Consider the following 14,506-nt stretch of genomic DNA (forward strand, 5'->3'; position numbering starts at 1 on the left):
TAGTTATTTTCGCCCAAGAACCTTAATTGAACATTAAAAGAGGCATAAAGATAGATAAGAAAAGTTTGAATTCGCTTTCTTTTAAGCATGGAGGAGGTTTTTGGGAAGCTGGGGGCGCTGCGGGAGAAATTCGTTCAAGGCGCTGTTTCGACCAGAAAGCTTTCAGCTTTCCGGGCTCAAAGGCGCCTTTCACTGAATTTCTCCCTTCGCTGTCGCTTCCGCTAAGCAAAAACTTCTCCATGCTTAAAAGCTCCTTCCGGGGGAAGGAGCAGGGGCAAAAGATCGTATGCGGAGTGCTCGAAAATAAATCTGATTTTATTCGAAGACGTTTAAGACAATAGGTGCCCGATCATTCCATGCCCCATTCTCCTTTTATGAACGAATCATGCCCTGCCGGTGCGCGTAGATGGCAAGCTGCGTACGGTCTTCCAATTCGCATTTCATCAGCAGGTTGCTGACGTGCGTTTTGACGGTTTTGATGCTGATATGTAGTTCTTCGCCGATCTCTTTGTTGCCCATGCCTTCCGCGATGAGCAGCAGCACTTCTTTTTCGCGTTCGGTCAGCGGGGAAGAATCGGCTTCGACGGTACGCTGACGAATGCCCCGGGTCAAAGCTTGGGAGACGTCTCCGGTCATGACCGGCATGCCGCGGAACGCTCCTTTTAACGCATAAATCAGTTCTTCCGCCGTAACGGTCTTGAGCACGTAACTCACCGCTCCGGCTTCGATCGCTTCCATGACCAACTTGTCTTCAAGAAAACTGGTCAACATGACCACGCGTACCGCCGGAAATTCGGATACGACGTGGCGCGTGGCTTCCGTTCCGTTCATTTCCGGCATCATGAGGTCCATCAGGATCAGATCCGGCATGTCGCCGCCTTCGGCGGAAATGGCGCGTAAGCGTTCGATGACCTCCAGGCCATTGCCCGCTTCTCCGATCACGTCAAACCCGGGCTCCAGCATCAAGTACGTCTTCAGTCCCATCCTCACCATGTCGTGATCGTCCGCCAGCAGGATCTTGATCTTTTCCATGCTCTTCCACTGCCTTTCCTTCTGTGAATTTTGGAATATGTACGCGAATCGTGGTTCCGGCTCCGGGTCTCGAAATAATCTCTGCCCGGCCGCCCAACTTCTCCGCCCGTTCTCGCATGGTCATCAAGCCGTACGAACCTTGCTTTTGCGCCGCGCTTCCGGAAAACCCTTTGCCGTCGTCGCTGATCGACAGCAGCACTTGACGCTCGTTCTCGCGCAGCGACAAGCTGACGATGCCGGCCTGCGCGTGCTTGACGATGTTCGCCATCGCTTCCTGCACGATCAGGAACAACTGTTGTTCGATCGCTTCGGACAGTCCTTCGCACAGCTCGACATCCTTCACGCCTTTCAACCCGTTCTGGATGCAATAATCTGGGAACCAACGATCCAGCGCGGCAGGCAGATCGATGCCTTCCAGTTCGACCGGACGGAGCTGGGCGATCAACGCCCTCATCTGCTTCTGGGCCAGATTCGACATCTGGATCAACTGCTGCATCACCTGCACGGAGGCGTCGGGATTCAATTCCAAGACTTTCGGCAGCGAAGCGGCAGACATATGGATGGCAAAAAGCTGTTGGCTGACCGAGTCGTGCAGATCGCGCGCCATCCGGCGGCGTTCTTCGCGCACGGCGCTCTCCACCAACTGCTCCTTGCCGATCGCTTCGCTCTCCCCGAGCTTTTGCAGCAGCTTGGTCTTGGTCTCGATCGAATCCATCATGACGTTAAATTCACTGTACACGCGCGCAAAAGACTGATCGTCCGTATCGCCGAGACGCAGCGCCAGATTGCCTTGCGACACCTGGAGCATCGTATAATGGAGCACGTCGATCCGCCGTTGAATCCGCTGTCCCGCGATGTATCCCGTAACGACGGCGACCAATACGGCGGCAAGCAGATAAAACACCCAGATTCTCGGAGGAAAAACCCGTACGAAACCGTACAGGCTGAACCAATAAAGCAAAGCGGCGAGAATCCCGCCGCTTAGCAGAAAGTAAAACATAAGCTCCCATTTCGTGTTTTTCAGTAGGTTTCCCATAACCGCCCGCCTTTACCCTACGATATTGACGTTGACGTCCGAGATGAACGAGCTGACGTTAATCTTGATCCGTTTCGCGCAATCGTCATAATTTCGCGTTTCGTCGGCGCCGCCGACCATGCCGCTCCGCGTGTTGCCCAGTACGTTGTGGTTACCGAGGAAGGAGCTGGTGTTTACTTTGACTCCGACTTCCGGATCGTTCGGCATGTAGATCACGACGTCTCCGATAAAGCTCGATATATTGATTTTCGTTGTTCCGTAAGGAATCTGTGCTTTCGTCAAATCGATGACCGTGTCTCCGATAAAATGGGAAACGTTCAACGGCTTGAGCCGGAAGTAGTCTCTGCCGATATAGTAGTCGCCGATAAAGCTCGACTCGTTAACCGTTTTGTCTTTCTTTTCTTTATCCGCCTTCTGACGGGCTTTACGCATCTGTTCACGATCATAACTGCTGTAAGCATGTCTACTATCTTCGTCGCAGTCGGCGTAAAACCTTCCGGCATCCGAAAAATCTTCTTGAAAAGGATCTTTTTCCAGCGAAACGGTGCCGCGCTTTTTCTTGTCCTGCTCGTGATTCATCGATTTTTTAAAATCTTTCATGGCACTGTCGACTTCGCTTTTCACTTCGTCCGCAATACGGGAAAAGTCGATTTTGCGCACCTGATCGGCTGTTTGTTTGCCGAATTCGCGAGCCATGTCTCCGATCTTCTGAAATTCCGACGCGTTGTCCGGACGGGGTTCGCGATCTTCCCGATCAAATTCACGGCGAGCTTCGGGTTCCCAGTCATAACGTTTACCGTCATGTTTGCGTGCATGCCCGGGTTCGCTTTCCGGTTCGTCTTTATCCAGGTTGACGAACATGCGATCCAAAGGCGATTCCAACGGCTCGATCGGAGCTGGCGGAATCGGGGGTTGAGGGTTCGCTTTACTGCCCATAGGCGAAAAATCGTCGGGACTTTCCGGACGGGTAGACGGATATTCCGGAACGCGCTTCGGTTTGACCAGCGTATAAATGCCGATCGCAATAAGTCCGGCAGGAATCAGGAATTTGAAAAATTCGCCTGTGCCGAGATCGGTAATTCCAAGGTTGCGAGCCTGGAAATATCCGCCGATCGCGATCAAAATCAAATGGCCGACGATGCTTGAACTGTGCTTTTTGGCACTCAGCAGCTGCGAAATTCCGGTCACGATCAGAATGGTCGGCCAAAACGTCCGAATCAAATCTCCGATGCCGTAACTGATATAACCGAGTTGATAGGCCAGAAAAATGCCGCCGATCGCGATCAGCCATATGGCTCCGCTTTTCTTCATCACGTTCTCCTCCTTGTATGTGGGACCGGAAACTTCGATCGTCGCTTCCGGGAACTCTCTTCTTGTTATATTCAGTCTACCGGAAGCCCGATCAAGGCAAAAGCGGCCCAAGAATGAAAACCGCCTCGGTCTCAAGACCGATATGGACGTTACAATCGAATCCGGATCGAATCCATGGCCAATGATTCATTTAACCCCTGCTTAACGTCTTCTTGGCTTGAATGCTTCCAATCTTGACCGCGCCGAGCAATGATCCTCGCCGCAAATCCTTGACGCTCTTTTTGTAACCCTTGTCCGAATAGCCGACCGTAAGCTTCTTTCAGCAATTTCTTCATCTTATGTTTTCTCATATCCCGCGCCTCCTCTTCGTTTTTTCCAGTATGCGCGAAAAAGCGATTTCTCTTAAGCGGCGCGGGAATGATTTGCTTTTCCGGCCCGAGAGCGAACTTTCGTCCCGTCTCCGGCCCTGCCGTTTTCCGCCTTGCGACCGAGCAAAAGCCAAGCGAAGACGTATCGCCGAAAAACGACGCGCCAAAAAGCCGCTCCTGTCGAAGGAGCGGCTGGGTTGGAATAGTTAAGCTTAGATCTTGCGAGTTTGAATCTCTTCTTTTAACAGAGCGATCACTTCGTCCAGCGGCTTCGCGCCCAGGTCGCCTTCTCCGCGCTTACGCACGGATACGCCGCCGGCTTCTTTCTCGTTTTCGCCGACCACGAACATGTACGGCGCTTTTTCAAGCTGCGCTTCGCGGATCTTGTAGCCCAACTTCTCGTTGCGCACATCGGTTTCCACGCGAATTCCGGCTTCTCTCAAGCGATCCGCCACCTGCTCCGCGTATTCGCTGTAGTTGCCCGATACCGGAATGATTTTGGCCTGCATCGGCGACAACCAGAGCGGCAGATTGCCCGCGAAGTTTTCCAGCAGGAACGCCGTGAAACGCTCCATCGTGCTGATGATGCCGCGGTGGATAACGACCGGACGGTGCTTTTGACCGTCATCGCCGATGTATTCCAGCTCGAAACGCTCAGGCAGCAGGAAGTCGAGCTGCGCTGTCGACAACGTTTCTTCCTTGCCCAGTGCCGTCTTGATCTGCACGTCGAGCTTCGGCCCGTAGAACGCCGCTTCGCCTTCCGCTTCGTAGAACGGGAGTTCCAGCTCTTCGACGACTTCGCGCAGCATGCGTTGGGACATTTCCCACATTTCGTCGTTTTGGAAATACTTTTCCGTATCCTGAGGATCGCGGTACGACAGACGGAAGCGGTAGCTGTCGATGCCGAAGTCTTCGTATACTTTCGCAATCAGCTTCACGACGCGGCCGAATTCTTCTTTGATCTGATCCGGACGGCAGAAGATATGCGCATCGTTCAGCGTCATCGCGCGCACGCGGTGGAAGCCTGTCAACGCCCCGGACATTTCGTAACGGTGCATCAGACCCAGCTCCGCGATACGGATCGGAAGTTCGCGGTAGCTGTGCATGTCGCTTTTATAAACCATCATATGGTGAGGACAGTTCATCGGACGCAGTACGAGCGACTCGTTGTCCAGCTCCATCGGCGGGAACATGTCTTCTTGGTAGTGTTCCCAGTGTCCCGATGTTTTGTACAGTTCCACGTTGCCCATCACCGGCGTATAGACGTGTTGGTAGCCCAAGCTTTCTTCCAGGTCCACGATGTAACGCTCCAGCGTGCGGCGCAGTTTGGCACCGTTCGGCAGCCAGATCGGCAGGCCTTGACCGACCAGGTTGTTGAAGGTGAACATTTTCAGGTCTTTGCCCAGTTTGCGGTGATCGCGCTTTTTCGCTTCTTCGAGGAAGTGCAGATGCTCGTCCAGTTCGGCTTTTTTAAAGAATGCCGTACCGTAGATGCGCTGCAGCATTTTGTTCTTGCTGTCGCCGCGCCAGTAAGCCCCCGCTACGCTGAGCAGTTTGAAAATTTTCAGCTTGCCTGTCGAAGGAACGTGAGGTCCGCGGCACAGGTCGAAGAATTCGCCTTGATCATAGATCGTGATTGCGGAATCTTCCGGCAGCGCTTCGATCAGTTCGATTTTGTAAGGATCGCCCAGCTCGCCGAAAATTTTCAGCGCTTCTTCGCGGCTGACTTCACGACGCGTGATCGGCAGGTTTTCGCCGACGATGCGTTCCATTTCTTTCTCGATCTTTTGCAAATCTTCCGGGTTGAGCCCGTGTTCGAGATCCATATCATAGTAGAAACCTTCTTCGATCACGGGGCCGATACCCAGTTTTACTTCGTTCGTGCCGAACAGGCGACGTACCGCTTGCGCGGTCAAGTGAGCGGTACTGTGACGAACCACTTCAAGACCTTCCGGCGAACCCGGCATTACGATTTCGATTTGCGCGCCGTTTTCGAGCGGAGTGCTCAGATCGACGACGATTCCGTTTTGTTTGCCCGCAAGCGCGTTTTTGCGCAGGCTGCTGCTGATCGATGCCGCAACGTCCTCGATGGTGCTGCCTGCTTCGTATTCCCGAACGGAGCCGTCCGGCAAGCTGATAGAGATAGCCATGATGATAATTCCTCCTTTGATTTTGAAAAAAGCAAGTACGGAATCGGCACGCAAAAAACGCCCGTCCCGCGAAGGGACGAGCGTTATACCCGTGGTTCCACCCTGATTCGGCCCGGTTCCGCCATATGTTCGATCTTTTCGATCTCGGCGGGACGAAAGCCCTCATTGAGCACGTCAATAACGGAAGTGCGGTTCCGGCGTGATCTACTGCTCCGCTCGACGGTTCGCGAAAGCGATGATCGTAAGCGGAAGTTCGAAAACGCAGCTCGAAAGGGGTAAATGCGGGCCGGTCCGGAGGAAATTGCAGCCGAGGTTCCCTCTCTCTGGAACGGTGCCGTGTGCCGGCATTCATGTCTTTGTCGTCGCTTTTGCTGCTGTTCATTATAAGGTGCAACGTGGAAAGCGTCAAGAGCGATGGGTGTGGTAAGTAAAGTTACGATAGTGCTGGAAGCGAGAAGACTGCGAGAAAAATTCGGTCAATTCGCTGTCTCACTTGGAAAACTGGATTGGAATTTAAGATGTGGTTTTCCAAGTTCAAAGGCGTCTTGACCTGAATTTTTCTCTCCGTCTTCTCGCTTCCAGTTACGTTAGGCGTTCTTAATACATTTAGCCTTCACTTCACTGATATCCAAATTTATTTCTGCGCTTTCTGTTTTCAAGTCACCTTAAACTTTTTCGACACGTTTACTGCTTTTCAAATAATTTTTTCAAATCGCCGATCTTATCGATCACGACGTCGGCCGTTTGGAGTTCGTCCGCGTCCCCGAATTCGGAGCGGACGCCGACGACGGGGATTCCGGCTTCTTTGGCGGCGTCAACGTCCGATTTTCGATCGCCGACCATCAGCACTTGAGACGTGTCCAATCCGCTTTGGCGAAGCAGTTCGCGCAGCACGTCGCTTTTTTGTTCGGCGTCTACGCTTCCCGCGCAAAACGGATAAGTAATCAGTTCTTTCAGGCCGTCTTTGGCAAGCACGCGTGCGAGATAGGCTTCTCCGCAGTTGCTGGCCGTCGCCAGATCGTAGCGGTCGGCCAAAGATTTCAGCAGTTCGGGCACGCCGGGCAGTACGTAGGATTGAGTATCCATCTTGTCTCGAAGCAGTTCGTTATGCCGCTCTTTATAATGATCCGATCGGCCGTCCGGTATTTCCGAGGCCAGCGTATTCCAGGCTTCGTCTCCGATCATTCCGAACGTCGAGTATATTTCTTCTTTCGTCGGCTGCTTTTTAGCGTCTCCGTTATCGATCGCTTCGCTGAACACTTCGTGATTCACGTCCAGCATCGCTTGCGAAGTATCGATCAAGGTTCCGTCCAGGTCAAACGCGATCACCTTGATCTGCGCCGCGTCGAATGTCGTGCGGTTTTCTTTTGATTGAGTTTGGGTCATGTGCGCGCCCTCCTGATTTTTATATGATAGAAATAGAATATGTCCATCCTTTCTTATACCCGATTTTAATCTTTTGCCTCTACTTCGGAACGACTATTATTTGATTTATATATGGAAACGAGTGGATTTTCATCGGATGCGGGCAGGATTTCGGAAATCAATAGCGAATAGGTTACGTGTACGATCTGCGTTACCCAATTCAAGGCTATAGGCCGACACAAGGAGGATTCCATGCTATCGTTCAAAAAACCTGATGTCGAGCAGTTCTTCCGTACGTTCGCGATCGAGACTTTCGCGGTTAGCCCGGACGAAGGACAGCTTGTGTTCAGCACCAACCTCAGCGGAAAGTTTGATCTGTGGGCCATGGATCTTCCGAACGCTTTTCCGTATCCGCTTACTTTTAACGGACAGAGCTGCCATGCCGTCAAATACGACAAACGCGGACGTTTTCTCGTGGTCGCGTTCGACAAAGACGGCGACGAGAACGCACAGCTTTACGCGCTTCAGCCCAAAGGCGGGGAGTTGCTTCCGCTTTGCGTGAAAGAAGGACATCGCCATATGGGACCGATCTTGTCGGAAGACGGCAAACGTCTCTATTATACGTCGACCAAAGAAGACGCGACTTATCTAAGCGCCCTTTGCTGCGACCTGAACACGGGGCAAGAAGTCTCCGTGCTGCAAGGCTCCGGCGACGCTTCCGTTTTTTTGAGCGACATTAGTCCCAAAGAAGAATATCTCGTATACAGCAAACATTTTGCCAATACCTACGCTCCTGCCTTTATTTGCTTCGGGGATAAGCACGTCTCGCTCGATCCGGAAGCCGAAGGCGAATATACGGTCTCGGACAGCGTATTTACTGGCGATGCGGAGCTGCACTTCCTGACCAATGCAGGCGGCGATTTTACGTACTTGGCCCGCTTCGATATCGAGTCGGAGACCAAGACCAAGCTGCTTGATCTGGAAGGCGTCGATTTCACTTCGATCACTTACGACAAGGAACGCAAGCTGCTGTACCTGACGGCCAGCAAAGGCGTTTCCGATTATTTGTATACGTATGACCTGGAATCCGGCTCGCTTGGCGGCGTTCCGCTTCCTGTCGACACGCTCGCCTCGGTTCAAGTGGCCGAGAGCGGCAATCTGTACATTCTCGGACGAAGCTCGGTAAGCCCGACAAACATTTTCAAAAAAGAACGGTTCTCCGAAGAATGGACGCGCTGCACGAATTACGGCGTACCCGGCATCTCGGAATCGGAGTTGGTTCGTCCCGAAGTGCTGACCTATCCGTCGTTCGACGGTCTGGAGATCGAATCGCTGTTCTTCCGGGCACCCGAGGAGACGTCCAACGGACATACCATTTTGTGGCCGCACGGCGGACCTCAGGCAGCGGAGCGTTTGGGCTTCCGTTCGTTGTTCCAGTTCCTCGTCAGTCGCGGATTCAACATCTTCGCACCGAACTTCCGGGGTTCGACAGGTTACGGCCTGGCGTTCTGCAAGCTGGTCGAAGGCGATTGGGGCGACGGACCGAGATTGGACAATATCGCGGGTCTGGATTGGATCGCGGAAAACGGCTATGCCGAGCGCGACAAACTGCTGCTGATGGGCGGAAGCTTCGGCGGATACATGGCACTTCTGCTGCACGGGCGCCATGCCGATTACTTCAAAGCCGTGGTCGATATCTTCGGACCGAGCGATCTGTTCTCGTTCATCGAATCGGTGCCTGAACATTGGAAGCCGATCATGAATAAGTGGGTCGGCGATCCGGTAGCGGACAAGGAAAAGCTCATCGCATTCTCGCCGATCACCTATTTGGACGGGATGACCAAGCCGATGCTTGTTATCCAAGGAGCCAACGATCCTCGCGTCGTCAAAGCCGAATCCGATCAGATCGTCAAAGCTTTGCACGAAAAAGGCGCGAACGTCGAATACATCGTGCTTGAAGACGAAGGTCACGGATTCTCGAAAAAAGAAAACGAAATGCGGGTTTACCGCGCCGTGCTGGAATTCCTGGAGAAAGCGATCAAGGAACAGCCTGCAAGCGTCCAATCTTGACTTTCGTTTATTCTTCTCTTCGCCTCATAGGCTCGCTTTGTTGCCGTCGATTCGGCAGGAGAGCGAGCCTATTCTTTTTTCAACACGAATTTCCCAATACGGCTTACGCCGTTTGAGCATCATGGCTGGATCATCATTTTACCCACTTCCCCTATTGACAAAGTGTCTGAGCCACCGTAATGTTGGGATATTGCGCTTGATTGATAACGATTATCGTTGTCAACTCGACATTATACCAAGGGAGTGTCTACCATGAAAAAACTGTTTTTGCCTCTTCTATTCACCCTGCTTCTGATCCTCAGCGCTTGCGGCAACCAAACAAGCACGCCGACAGCAAGCAGCAATGCCGCTGCCGAAACGACGGTAACCTCGGAACCTGCCGCCGACACGACAGGCGAAGCCGCTACAGGCACCGTTACATACGAGTCCGAAAACGGACCGATCGAAGTCCCTGCCAATCCTCAGCGCGTGGTCGATCTGTCCAGCTATACAGGCAGTCTGCTCAAATTCGGCGTTCCGGTTGTCGGCGTTGACCAATGGACCAAAAGCAACCCGAATTTCGCGGAGCAGTTGAAAGACGTGGAGCAAGTATCCGCGGACGACGTGGAAAAAATCATCGAGCTGCAGCCGGATCTGATCATTGCTTCGAGCGACGTGAAAAATGCGGATAAGCTTAAGCAAATCGCTCCCCTTGTCACCTACACATACAATAAAGTCGACTATCTGACTCAAATCGAAGAAGTAGCTAAAGCCGTTAACAAAGGCGAAGAAGGCGCAGCCTGGGTTGCCGACTTCAAAGCGCAAGCTCAAGCTGCCGGCGAAGAAATCAAAGCCAAAATCGGCGAAGACAAAACCGTTACGGTTATGGAAGGCGACGCCAAGGCCCTTTACATCTTCGGCGATGCTTGGGGTCGCGGTACGGAAATCCTGTATCAAGCCATGGGTCTGAAAATGCCGGAAAAAGTAAAAGAAGTGACATCGGCTCAAGGCTATTACGATCTGTCGCTTGAAGTGCTGCCTGAGTACATGGGCGATTACGTCATCTTCAGCAAGACGCTTGCCGGAGACAATTCTTTCCAGGAAACCGATACGTACAAAAACATTCCGGCAGTCAAAGAAGGCCATGTCTACGAAGTCGATGCTACGGGCTTCTACTTCAACGATGCGTTGTCGCTGGAATACCAACTCGATTTCTTCAAAAAGTCGTTCCTGGGCGAGTAATGCGGCGGAATGAAAAAATCCGCTTCGCCTAACGTGCTCCGTTCCTTTCCCGTTAAGCTTCTCGCTTCTATCATCCTGCTTCTGGCCGTGTTCGTCGGCGCGATTCTGATGGGCGCCAAAAGCGTTTCCCTCTCGGATATCTGGTTGGCTGTTACCAATCCGAGCGTATCCAACGACGATATTTCGGTTATTCGGGAGCTTCGGCTTCCGCGGGAGATCGGCGCGTTACTAGTCGGTGCCGCGTTAGCCGTTTCCGGTGCGATCATGCAGGGGCTGACCCGTAATCCGCTCGCCGATCCCGGATTGCTCGGCATCACGGCAGGCGCCAATGCGGCGCTGGCCGTAGTGTTCGCTTTTCTTCCGGCTGCCGGTTACTTCAGCGTCATGGTCGCCTGCTTTATCGGAGCTGCCGTCGGCGTGATGTTCGTATTCGGCATACTGGCGCTGCGCGGCAAAACTTTGTCGCCGCTGCGCATGGTGCTGGCCGGCGCGGCGGTATCCGCACTGCTGACTGCGCTCGCGGAAGCGATCAGCCTGGAATTCAAAATCTCGAAAAGCGTATCCATGTGGACCTCGGGCGGCCTGATCGGCACGACCTGGGGTCAGCTTATGATCATCGCTCCTATCATTCTGGCCGGTATTCTCGTAGCTGTTCTGCTTTCGCGCCAACTGACCATCATGAGCCTGAATGAATCGACGGCGGTCGGCCTAGGACTGAATACAGGCTGGATCAAACTGGTGCTCTGCATCGTGGTTACGCTGCTTGCAGGTGCCGCCGTGTCGTTGGTCGGCAACCTGGCTTTTGTCGGGCTGATGATTCCGCACTTGGTCCGCGTCTTCACGGGAACCGATTATCGGACGGTTCTTCCCCTCTCCGCAATCTTCGGCGCCATGTTCATGGTCGGTGCCGACACGTTGGGTCGGATGCTTAATGCACCGCTCGAAACGCCGGTTGCGGCCATTGTTGCGGTACTGGGACTGCCCTTCTTCCTGTTTATTGTACGCAAAGGAGGAAAGTCGCTGTCATGAAGCCCGTATCCAAAAAACTCTCTTTATTGCAAAAACCGCAGTGGGTCGCCATGCTGCTTATCCTGTTGATTCTGGCTACTTTCGTGGTCGGTTTGGGCCTCGGCTCGTCGACCGTCTCGTTTGATCGCATACTGCCGACATTATTCGGACAAGGAACGTTCAAGGATGAATTCGTCCTGTTCTCGATTCGGCTGCCGCGTATTTTGATCACCCTGCTGGCCGGGATGGCTTTGGCTCTGTCGGGCTCGATTCTTCAAGGGATCACCCGCAATGAGCTGGCCGATCCGGGTATCGTCGGGATCAACTCCGGCGCGGGCGTGGGCGTAGCGATCTTTTTCCTGTTCGCTCCGCTTGAAGTCGGAACCTTCGTGTATTTGCTTCCCGTTGTCGCTTTTGCCAGCGCGCTGCTGACGGCAACCTTGATCTATCTGTTTGCTTACAAGCGCGGCGAAGGCGTCCAGCCGCTCAAAATGATTCTGACTGGCGTCGGCTTTTCCACAGCATTGTCCGGCATCATGATCGTGCTGATCTCCTCTGTCGACCGGGTCAAAGTGGACTTCATTTCGACCTGGTTGGCCGGGAATATCTGGGGAACGGACTGGCCGTTCGTTCTCGCTCTTCTTCCGTGGCTGGTCGTGCTGGTTCCGTACGCACTGTTCAAGTCCAAAGCGTTGAACTTGCTGTCGTTAGGCGAATCGTCGGCGGTCGGCGCAGGCGTTACCGTGCAAAAAGATCGTATCCTGCTGCTGCTCGCCGCTGTCGCTCTCGCCGCTTCGGCAGTCTCCGTGACAGGCGGGATCGCGTTTATCGGTCTGATGGCTCCGCATATCGCCAGAGGTCTGGTCGGTCCGGCCCATCAGCGCTTCATGCCGATCTCCGTGCTGGTGGGCGGTTGGCTCCTGCTGCTCGCCGATACCATCGGCCGAAACCTGGGAGACTCCGACGGAATCGCGGCGGGTATTGTCGTCGCGTTCATCGGAGCGCCGTACTTCCTGTATCTGCTGTTGAAAAAGCCAAGCTAAGCGATAAGCTTCATATTTGAAGAAAAAGAAAAATCCCGATGCGGTAAGCATCGGGATTTTTGCATGGGAGTCGATAAGCTTCTAGTTTTGCATGATGAAGTCGCGTTGTACTTTGACATTCTCATCATCGAAAACTTTGAGCAGATTATATTTGGTATCGCGCTGTGCCGGGATCTTGCCCGCCGCGCGGATGATTTCCAGCGTTTGCTCGATGTTGACTTTGTGCGTCGTACCCGCGGCGGAGACGACGTTTTCTTCCATCATCGTGCTGCCGAAGTCGTCGCAGCCGTATTGAAGCGACATTTTGCCGACTTCCGGCCCCATCGTCACCCACGAAGACTGGAAGTGCTTGATATTATCGATGAAAATACGGCTGATCGCCACGTTTTTCAGGTATTGCTCCGGTGTTTGCTTTTCCACCTTCATATTCGTGTTATCCGGTTGGAACGTCCAGGAAATGAATGCCAGGAAGCCTTCGGAGTCATAGCCGTTCTGGATGCATTCGTCCTGGGCGTCGCGTACGCGAAGCATATGCAGCGCACGCTCTTCATACGTCTCGCCAAAGCCGATGACCATCGTTGCCGTCGTGTTCATGCCGATCTTGTGCGCCGTCTGCATCACGTCCATCCAATCGCGCCAAGAGCCCTTCAGACGGCTGATTTTGCGTCGTGTACGGTCGTCGAGGATCTCTCCTCCGCCGCCCGGCAGCGAATCGAGACCGGCTTCGTGAATCGCGCGAATCGTGTCTTCCATCGACATGCCCGACAGCTTTTGCATCTTCATGATCTCGGCCGGAGAGAACGAGTGCATCGTGATATCCGGGAAATGCTGCTTGATCTTGCGCAGAATATCCAAGTAGTATTGGAAAGGCAGATCCGGATTGACTCCGCCCTGCATCAGGATTTCCGTGCCTCCGACATCTTGGGTTTCCTGGATCTTTTGCAAAATCACTTCATCGGACAATACGTAGCCTTCCGCCGAACCCGGACGGCGATAGAACGCGCAGAAACGACAGAACACGTCGCACACATTCGTGTAGTTGACGTTGCGTCCGATAACGAAAGTCGTGATCGGCTCGGGATTTTTGCGAATCATCAATTCGTTCGCGACCCGGCCCAGCTTCTCGACGTCATCCGATTCATACAGGGCGATCGCGTCTTCCACGCTCAAACGTCCCCCGTTTAAAGCTTTCTCCAATATTGCATCAACCGCACTCATTGCATGCAGCCTCCTTTGTGAAAATAAGTTCAAATAAAGTTGGTCGAATCCGTTCAGGCTGTACTGCAAAATCTCTATTTTAAAAAGTTAAAATTATAAAGGGTACTGCAATACAATTAATCCTATCACACTTCACACAAGATTTAAATATTTGTGAACGTTACCAGACTTGCAAAAAGAAAAATCGACTCGTCGACAACTTGCCTCAAATAGGATGAGACAAGCCTGAGCGAGCCGATTTTACGTGATGATGCCGTTTATCTTCTATTTAAGCCGATCATTCTAAGCAAGCAGTACCGCAATCAGTGCGATCAACGCCGGAACAGTCTGAATAAACAGAATCTTAACCTTGGCTGTCGCTGCGCCGTAAATCCCCGCGACCATGACGCAAGCCAGGAAGAAGATTTGAATATGCGACGCCGCCTCCGCATTCGGATAGACCAAACCAAAGATCAATCCGGCTGCGAGAAAACCGTTATACAAGCCTTGATTGCCCGCAAGCGATACGGTCATGTCCGCAAATTTCTGCTCCAATCCGAAGGCTTTCATGCCGCGAGGCTTATTCCACATGAACATCTCCAATACCAGGATATACACATGCAGAAGCGCAATAAAAGCAACGAGTATGTTCGCTACCCATTCCATCGATTTCCCTCTTTTCGTTCAAGGTATGTATCTGCGTTC

13 protein-coding genes are annotated in these 14,506 nt (G+C 52.9%); 4 read left to right on the plus strand and 9 right to left on the minus strand.

Translation table 11 applies throughout. From position 1 onward, the window contains the following. Positions 1-22: 22 nt before the first annotated feature. The 7 genes from HRQ63_RS08410 to HRQ63_RS08440 form a co-directional block, all read right to left on the minus strand. Positions 23-241, minus strand: coding sequence for a hypothetical protein (locus tag HRQ63_RS08410; protein WP_172241868.1), 219 nt, complete (start codon positions 239-241; stop codon positions 23-25). A gap of 131 nt (positions 242-372) precedes the next feature. Next, on the minus strand, positions 373-1,032 hold the full coding sequence (locus HRQ63_RS08415; RefSeq protein WP_172241871.1) for a response regulator: 660 nt from the start codon (positions 1,030-1,032) through the stop codon (positions 373-375). Continuing rightward, positions 944-2,068 carry a sensor histidine kinase gene (locus tag HRQ63_RS08420; protein ID WP_172241874.1) on the minus strand — a complete coding sequence of 375 codons (1,125 nt, stop codon included), beginning with the start codon at positions 2,066-2,068 and terminating at the stop codon, positions 944-946. Before HRQ63_RS08420 ends, HRQ63_RS08415 begins: the two co-directional genes overlap by 89 nt. Positions 2,069-2,080: 12 nt before the next feature. Next, positions 2,081-3,379 (minus strand): cell wall-active antibiotics response protein LiaF, encoded by a 1,299-nt coding sequence (gene liaF / locus HRQ63_RS08425; protein WP_229714280.1) that lies wholly within the window; start codon positions 3,377-3,379, stop codon positions 2,081-2,083. Between the two features lie 149 nt (positions 3,380-3,528). After that, positions 3,529-3,729, minus strand: a complete 201-nt coding sequence (locus HRQ63_RS08430; RefSeq protein ID WP_172241877.1) for a hypothetical protein — start codon at positions 3,727-3,729, stop codon at positions 3,529-3,531. 230 nt (positions 3,730-3,959) lie between these two features. Then, the gene (gene thrS, locus HRQ63_RS08435) at positions 3,960-5,897 is read right to left on the minus strand and encodes a threonine--tRNA ligase (protein ID WP_172241880.1); all 1,938 of its coding nucleotides are present in this window, start codon (positions 5,895-5,897) and stop codon (positions 3,960-3,962) included. Between the two features lie 684 nt (positions 5,898-6,581). Next, on the minus strand, positions 6,582-7,283 hold the full coding sequence (locus HRQ63_RS08440) for an HAD family hydrolase (RefSeq protein ID WP_172241883.1): 702 nt from the start codon (positions 7,281-7,283) through the stop codon (positions 6,582-6,584). A 231-nt stretch (positions 7,284-7,514) separates the two neighbouring features. Between HRQ63_RS08440 and HRQ63_RS08445 the strand changes: the two genes are divergently transcribed. From HRQ63_RS08445 to HRQ63_RS08460, 4 genes are all read left to right on the plus strand, one after another. Beyond that, the gene (locus HRQ63_RS08445; protein ID WP_172241886.1) at positions 7,515-9,332 is read left to right on the plus strand and encodes a S9 family peptidase; all 1,818 of its coding nucleotides are present in this window, start codon (positions 7,515-7,517) and stop codon (positions 9,330-9,332) included. A 252-nt stretch (positions 9,333-9,584) separates the two neighbouring features. Continuing rightward, complete coding sequence (locus HRQ63_RS08450; protein WP_172241889.1) at positions 9,585-10,553, plus strand: iron-hydroxamate ABC transporter substrate-binding protein; 969 nt, start codon at positions 9,585-9,587, stop codon at positions 10,551-10,553. A gap of 9 nt (positions 10,554-10,562) precedes the next feature. Beyond that, complete coding sequence (locus tag HRQ63_RS08455) at positions 10,563-11,582, plus strand: FecCD family ABC transporter permease (protein ID WP_172241892.1); 1,020 nt, start codon at positions 10,563-10,565, stop codon at positions 11,580-11,582. Next, positions 11,579-12,604: a FecCD family ABC transporter permease gene (locus HRQ63_RS08460; protein WP_172241895.1), complete on the plus strand. Its 1,026-nt coding sequence runs from the start codon at positions 11,579-11,581 to the stop codon at positions 12,602-12,604. The genes HRQ63_RS08455 and HRQ63_RS08460 overlap by 4 nt, the downstream gene beginning before the upstream one ends. Before the next feature lie 81 nt (positions 12,605-12,685). Here HRQ63_RS08460 and mqnC read toward each other — a convergent pair whose 3' ends face one another. Both mqnC and HRQ63_RS08470 read right to left on the minus strand, forming a co-directional pair. Then, positions 12,686-13,822, minus strand: a complete 1,137-nt coding sequence (gene mqnC, locus HRQ63_RS08465) for a cyclic dehypoxanthinyl futalosine synthase (RefSeq protein ID WP_172241898.1) — start codon at positions 13,820-13,822, stop codon at positions 12,686-12,688. A 282-nt stretch (positions 13,823-14,104) separates the two neighbouring features. Further along, on the minus strand, positions 14,105-14,467 hold the full coding sequence (locus HRQ63_RS08470; protein ID WP_172241901.1) for a DUF1304 domain-containing protein: 363 nt from the start codon (positions 14,465-14,467) through the stop codon (positions 14,105-14,107). Positions 14,468-14,506: the final 39 nt, after the last annotated feature.

Origin of the sequence: Saccharibacillus endophyticus, from assembly GCF_013185185.1 — a bacterium.
Taxonomy (GTDB): Bacteria; Bacillota; Bacilli; order Paenibacillales; family Paenibacillaceae; genus Saccharibacillus; species Saccharibacillus endophyticus.

Excerpts from the sequence above, each read along its gene's own strand:
- HRQ63_RS08410 (WP_172241868.1), bottom strand. The coding sequence starts at position 241 with ATGGAGAAGTTTTTGCTTAGCGGAAGCGACAGCGAAGGGAGAAATTCA.
- HRQ63_RS08415 (WP_172241871.1), bottom strand. The coding sequence starts at position 1,032 with ATGGAAAAGATCAAGATCCTGCTGGCGGACGATCACGACATGGTGAGG.
- HRQ63_RS08420 (WP_172241874.1), bottom strand. The coding sequence starts at position 2,068 with ATGGGAAACCTACTGAAAAACACGAAATGGGAGCTTATGTTTTACTTT.
- liaF (WP_229714280.1), bottom strand. The coding sequence starts at position 3,379 with ATGAAGAAAAGCGGAGCCATATGGCTGATCGCGATCGGCGGCATTTTT.
- HRQ63_RS08430 (WP_172241877.1), bottom strand. The coding sequence starts at position 3,729 with ATGAGAAAACATAAGATGAAGAAATTGCTGAAAGAAGCTTACGGTCGG.
- thrS (WP_172241880.1), bottom strand. The coding sequence starts at position 5,897 with ATGGCTATCTCTATCAGCTTGCCGGACGGCTCCGTTCGGGAATACGAA.
- HRQ63_RS08440 (WP_172241883.1), bottom strand. The coding sequence starts at position 7,283 with ATGACCCAAACTCAATCAAAAGAAAACCGCACGACATTCGACGCGGCG.
- HRQ63_RS08445 (WP_172241886.1), top strand. The coding sequence starts at position 7,515 with ATGCTATCGTTCAAAAAACCTGATGTCGAGCAGTTCTTCCGTACGTTC.
- HRQ63_RS08450 (WP_172241889.1), top strand. The coding sequence starts at position 9,585 with ATGAAAAAACTGTTTTTGCCTCTTCTATTCACCCTGCTTCTGATCCTC.
- HRQ63_RS08455 (WP_172241892.1), top strand. The coding sequence starts at position 10,563 with ATGAAAAAATCCGCTTCGCCTAACGTGCTCCGTTCCTTTCCCGTTAAG.
- HRQ63_RS08460 (WP_172241895.1), top strand. The coding sequence starts at position 11,579 with ATGAAGCCCGTATCCAAAAAACTCTCTTTATTGCAAAAACCGCAGTGG.
- mqnC (WP_172241898.1), bottom strand. The coding sequence starts at position 13,822 with ATGAGTGCGGTTGATGCAATATTGGAGAAAGCTTTAAACGGGGGACGT.
- HRQ63_RS08470 (WP_172241901.1), bottom strand. The coding sequence starts at position 14,467 with ATGGAATGGGTAGCGAACATACTCGTTGCTTTTATTGCGCTTCTGCAT.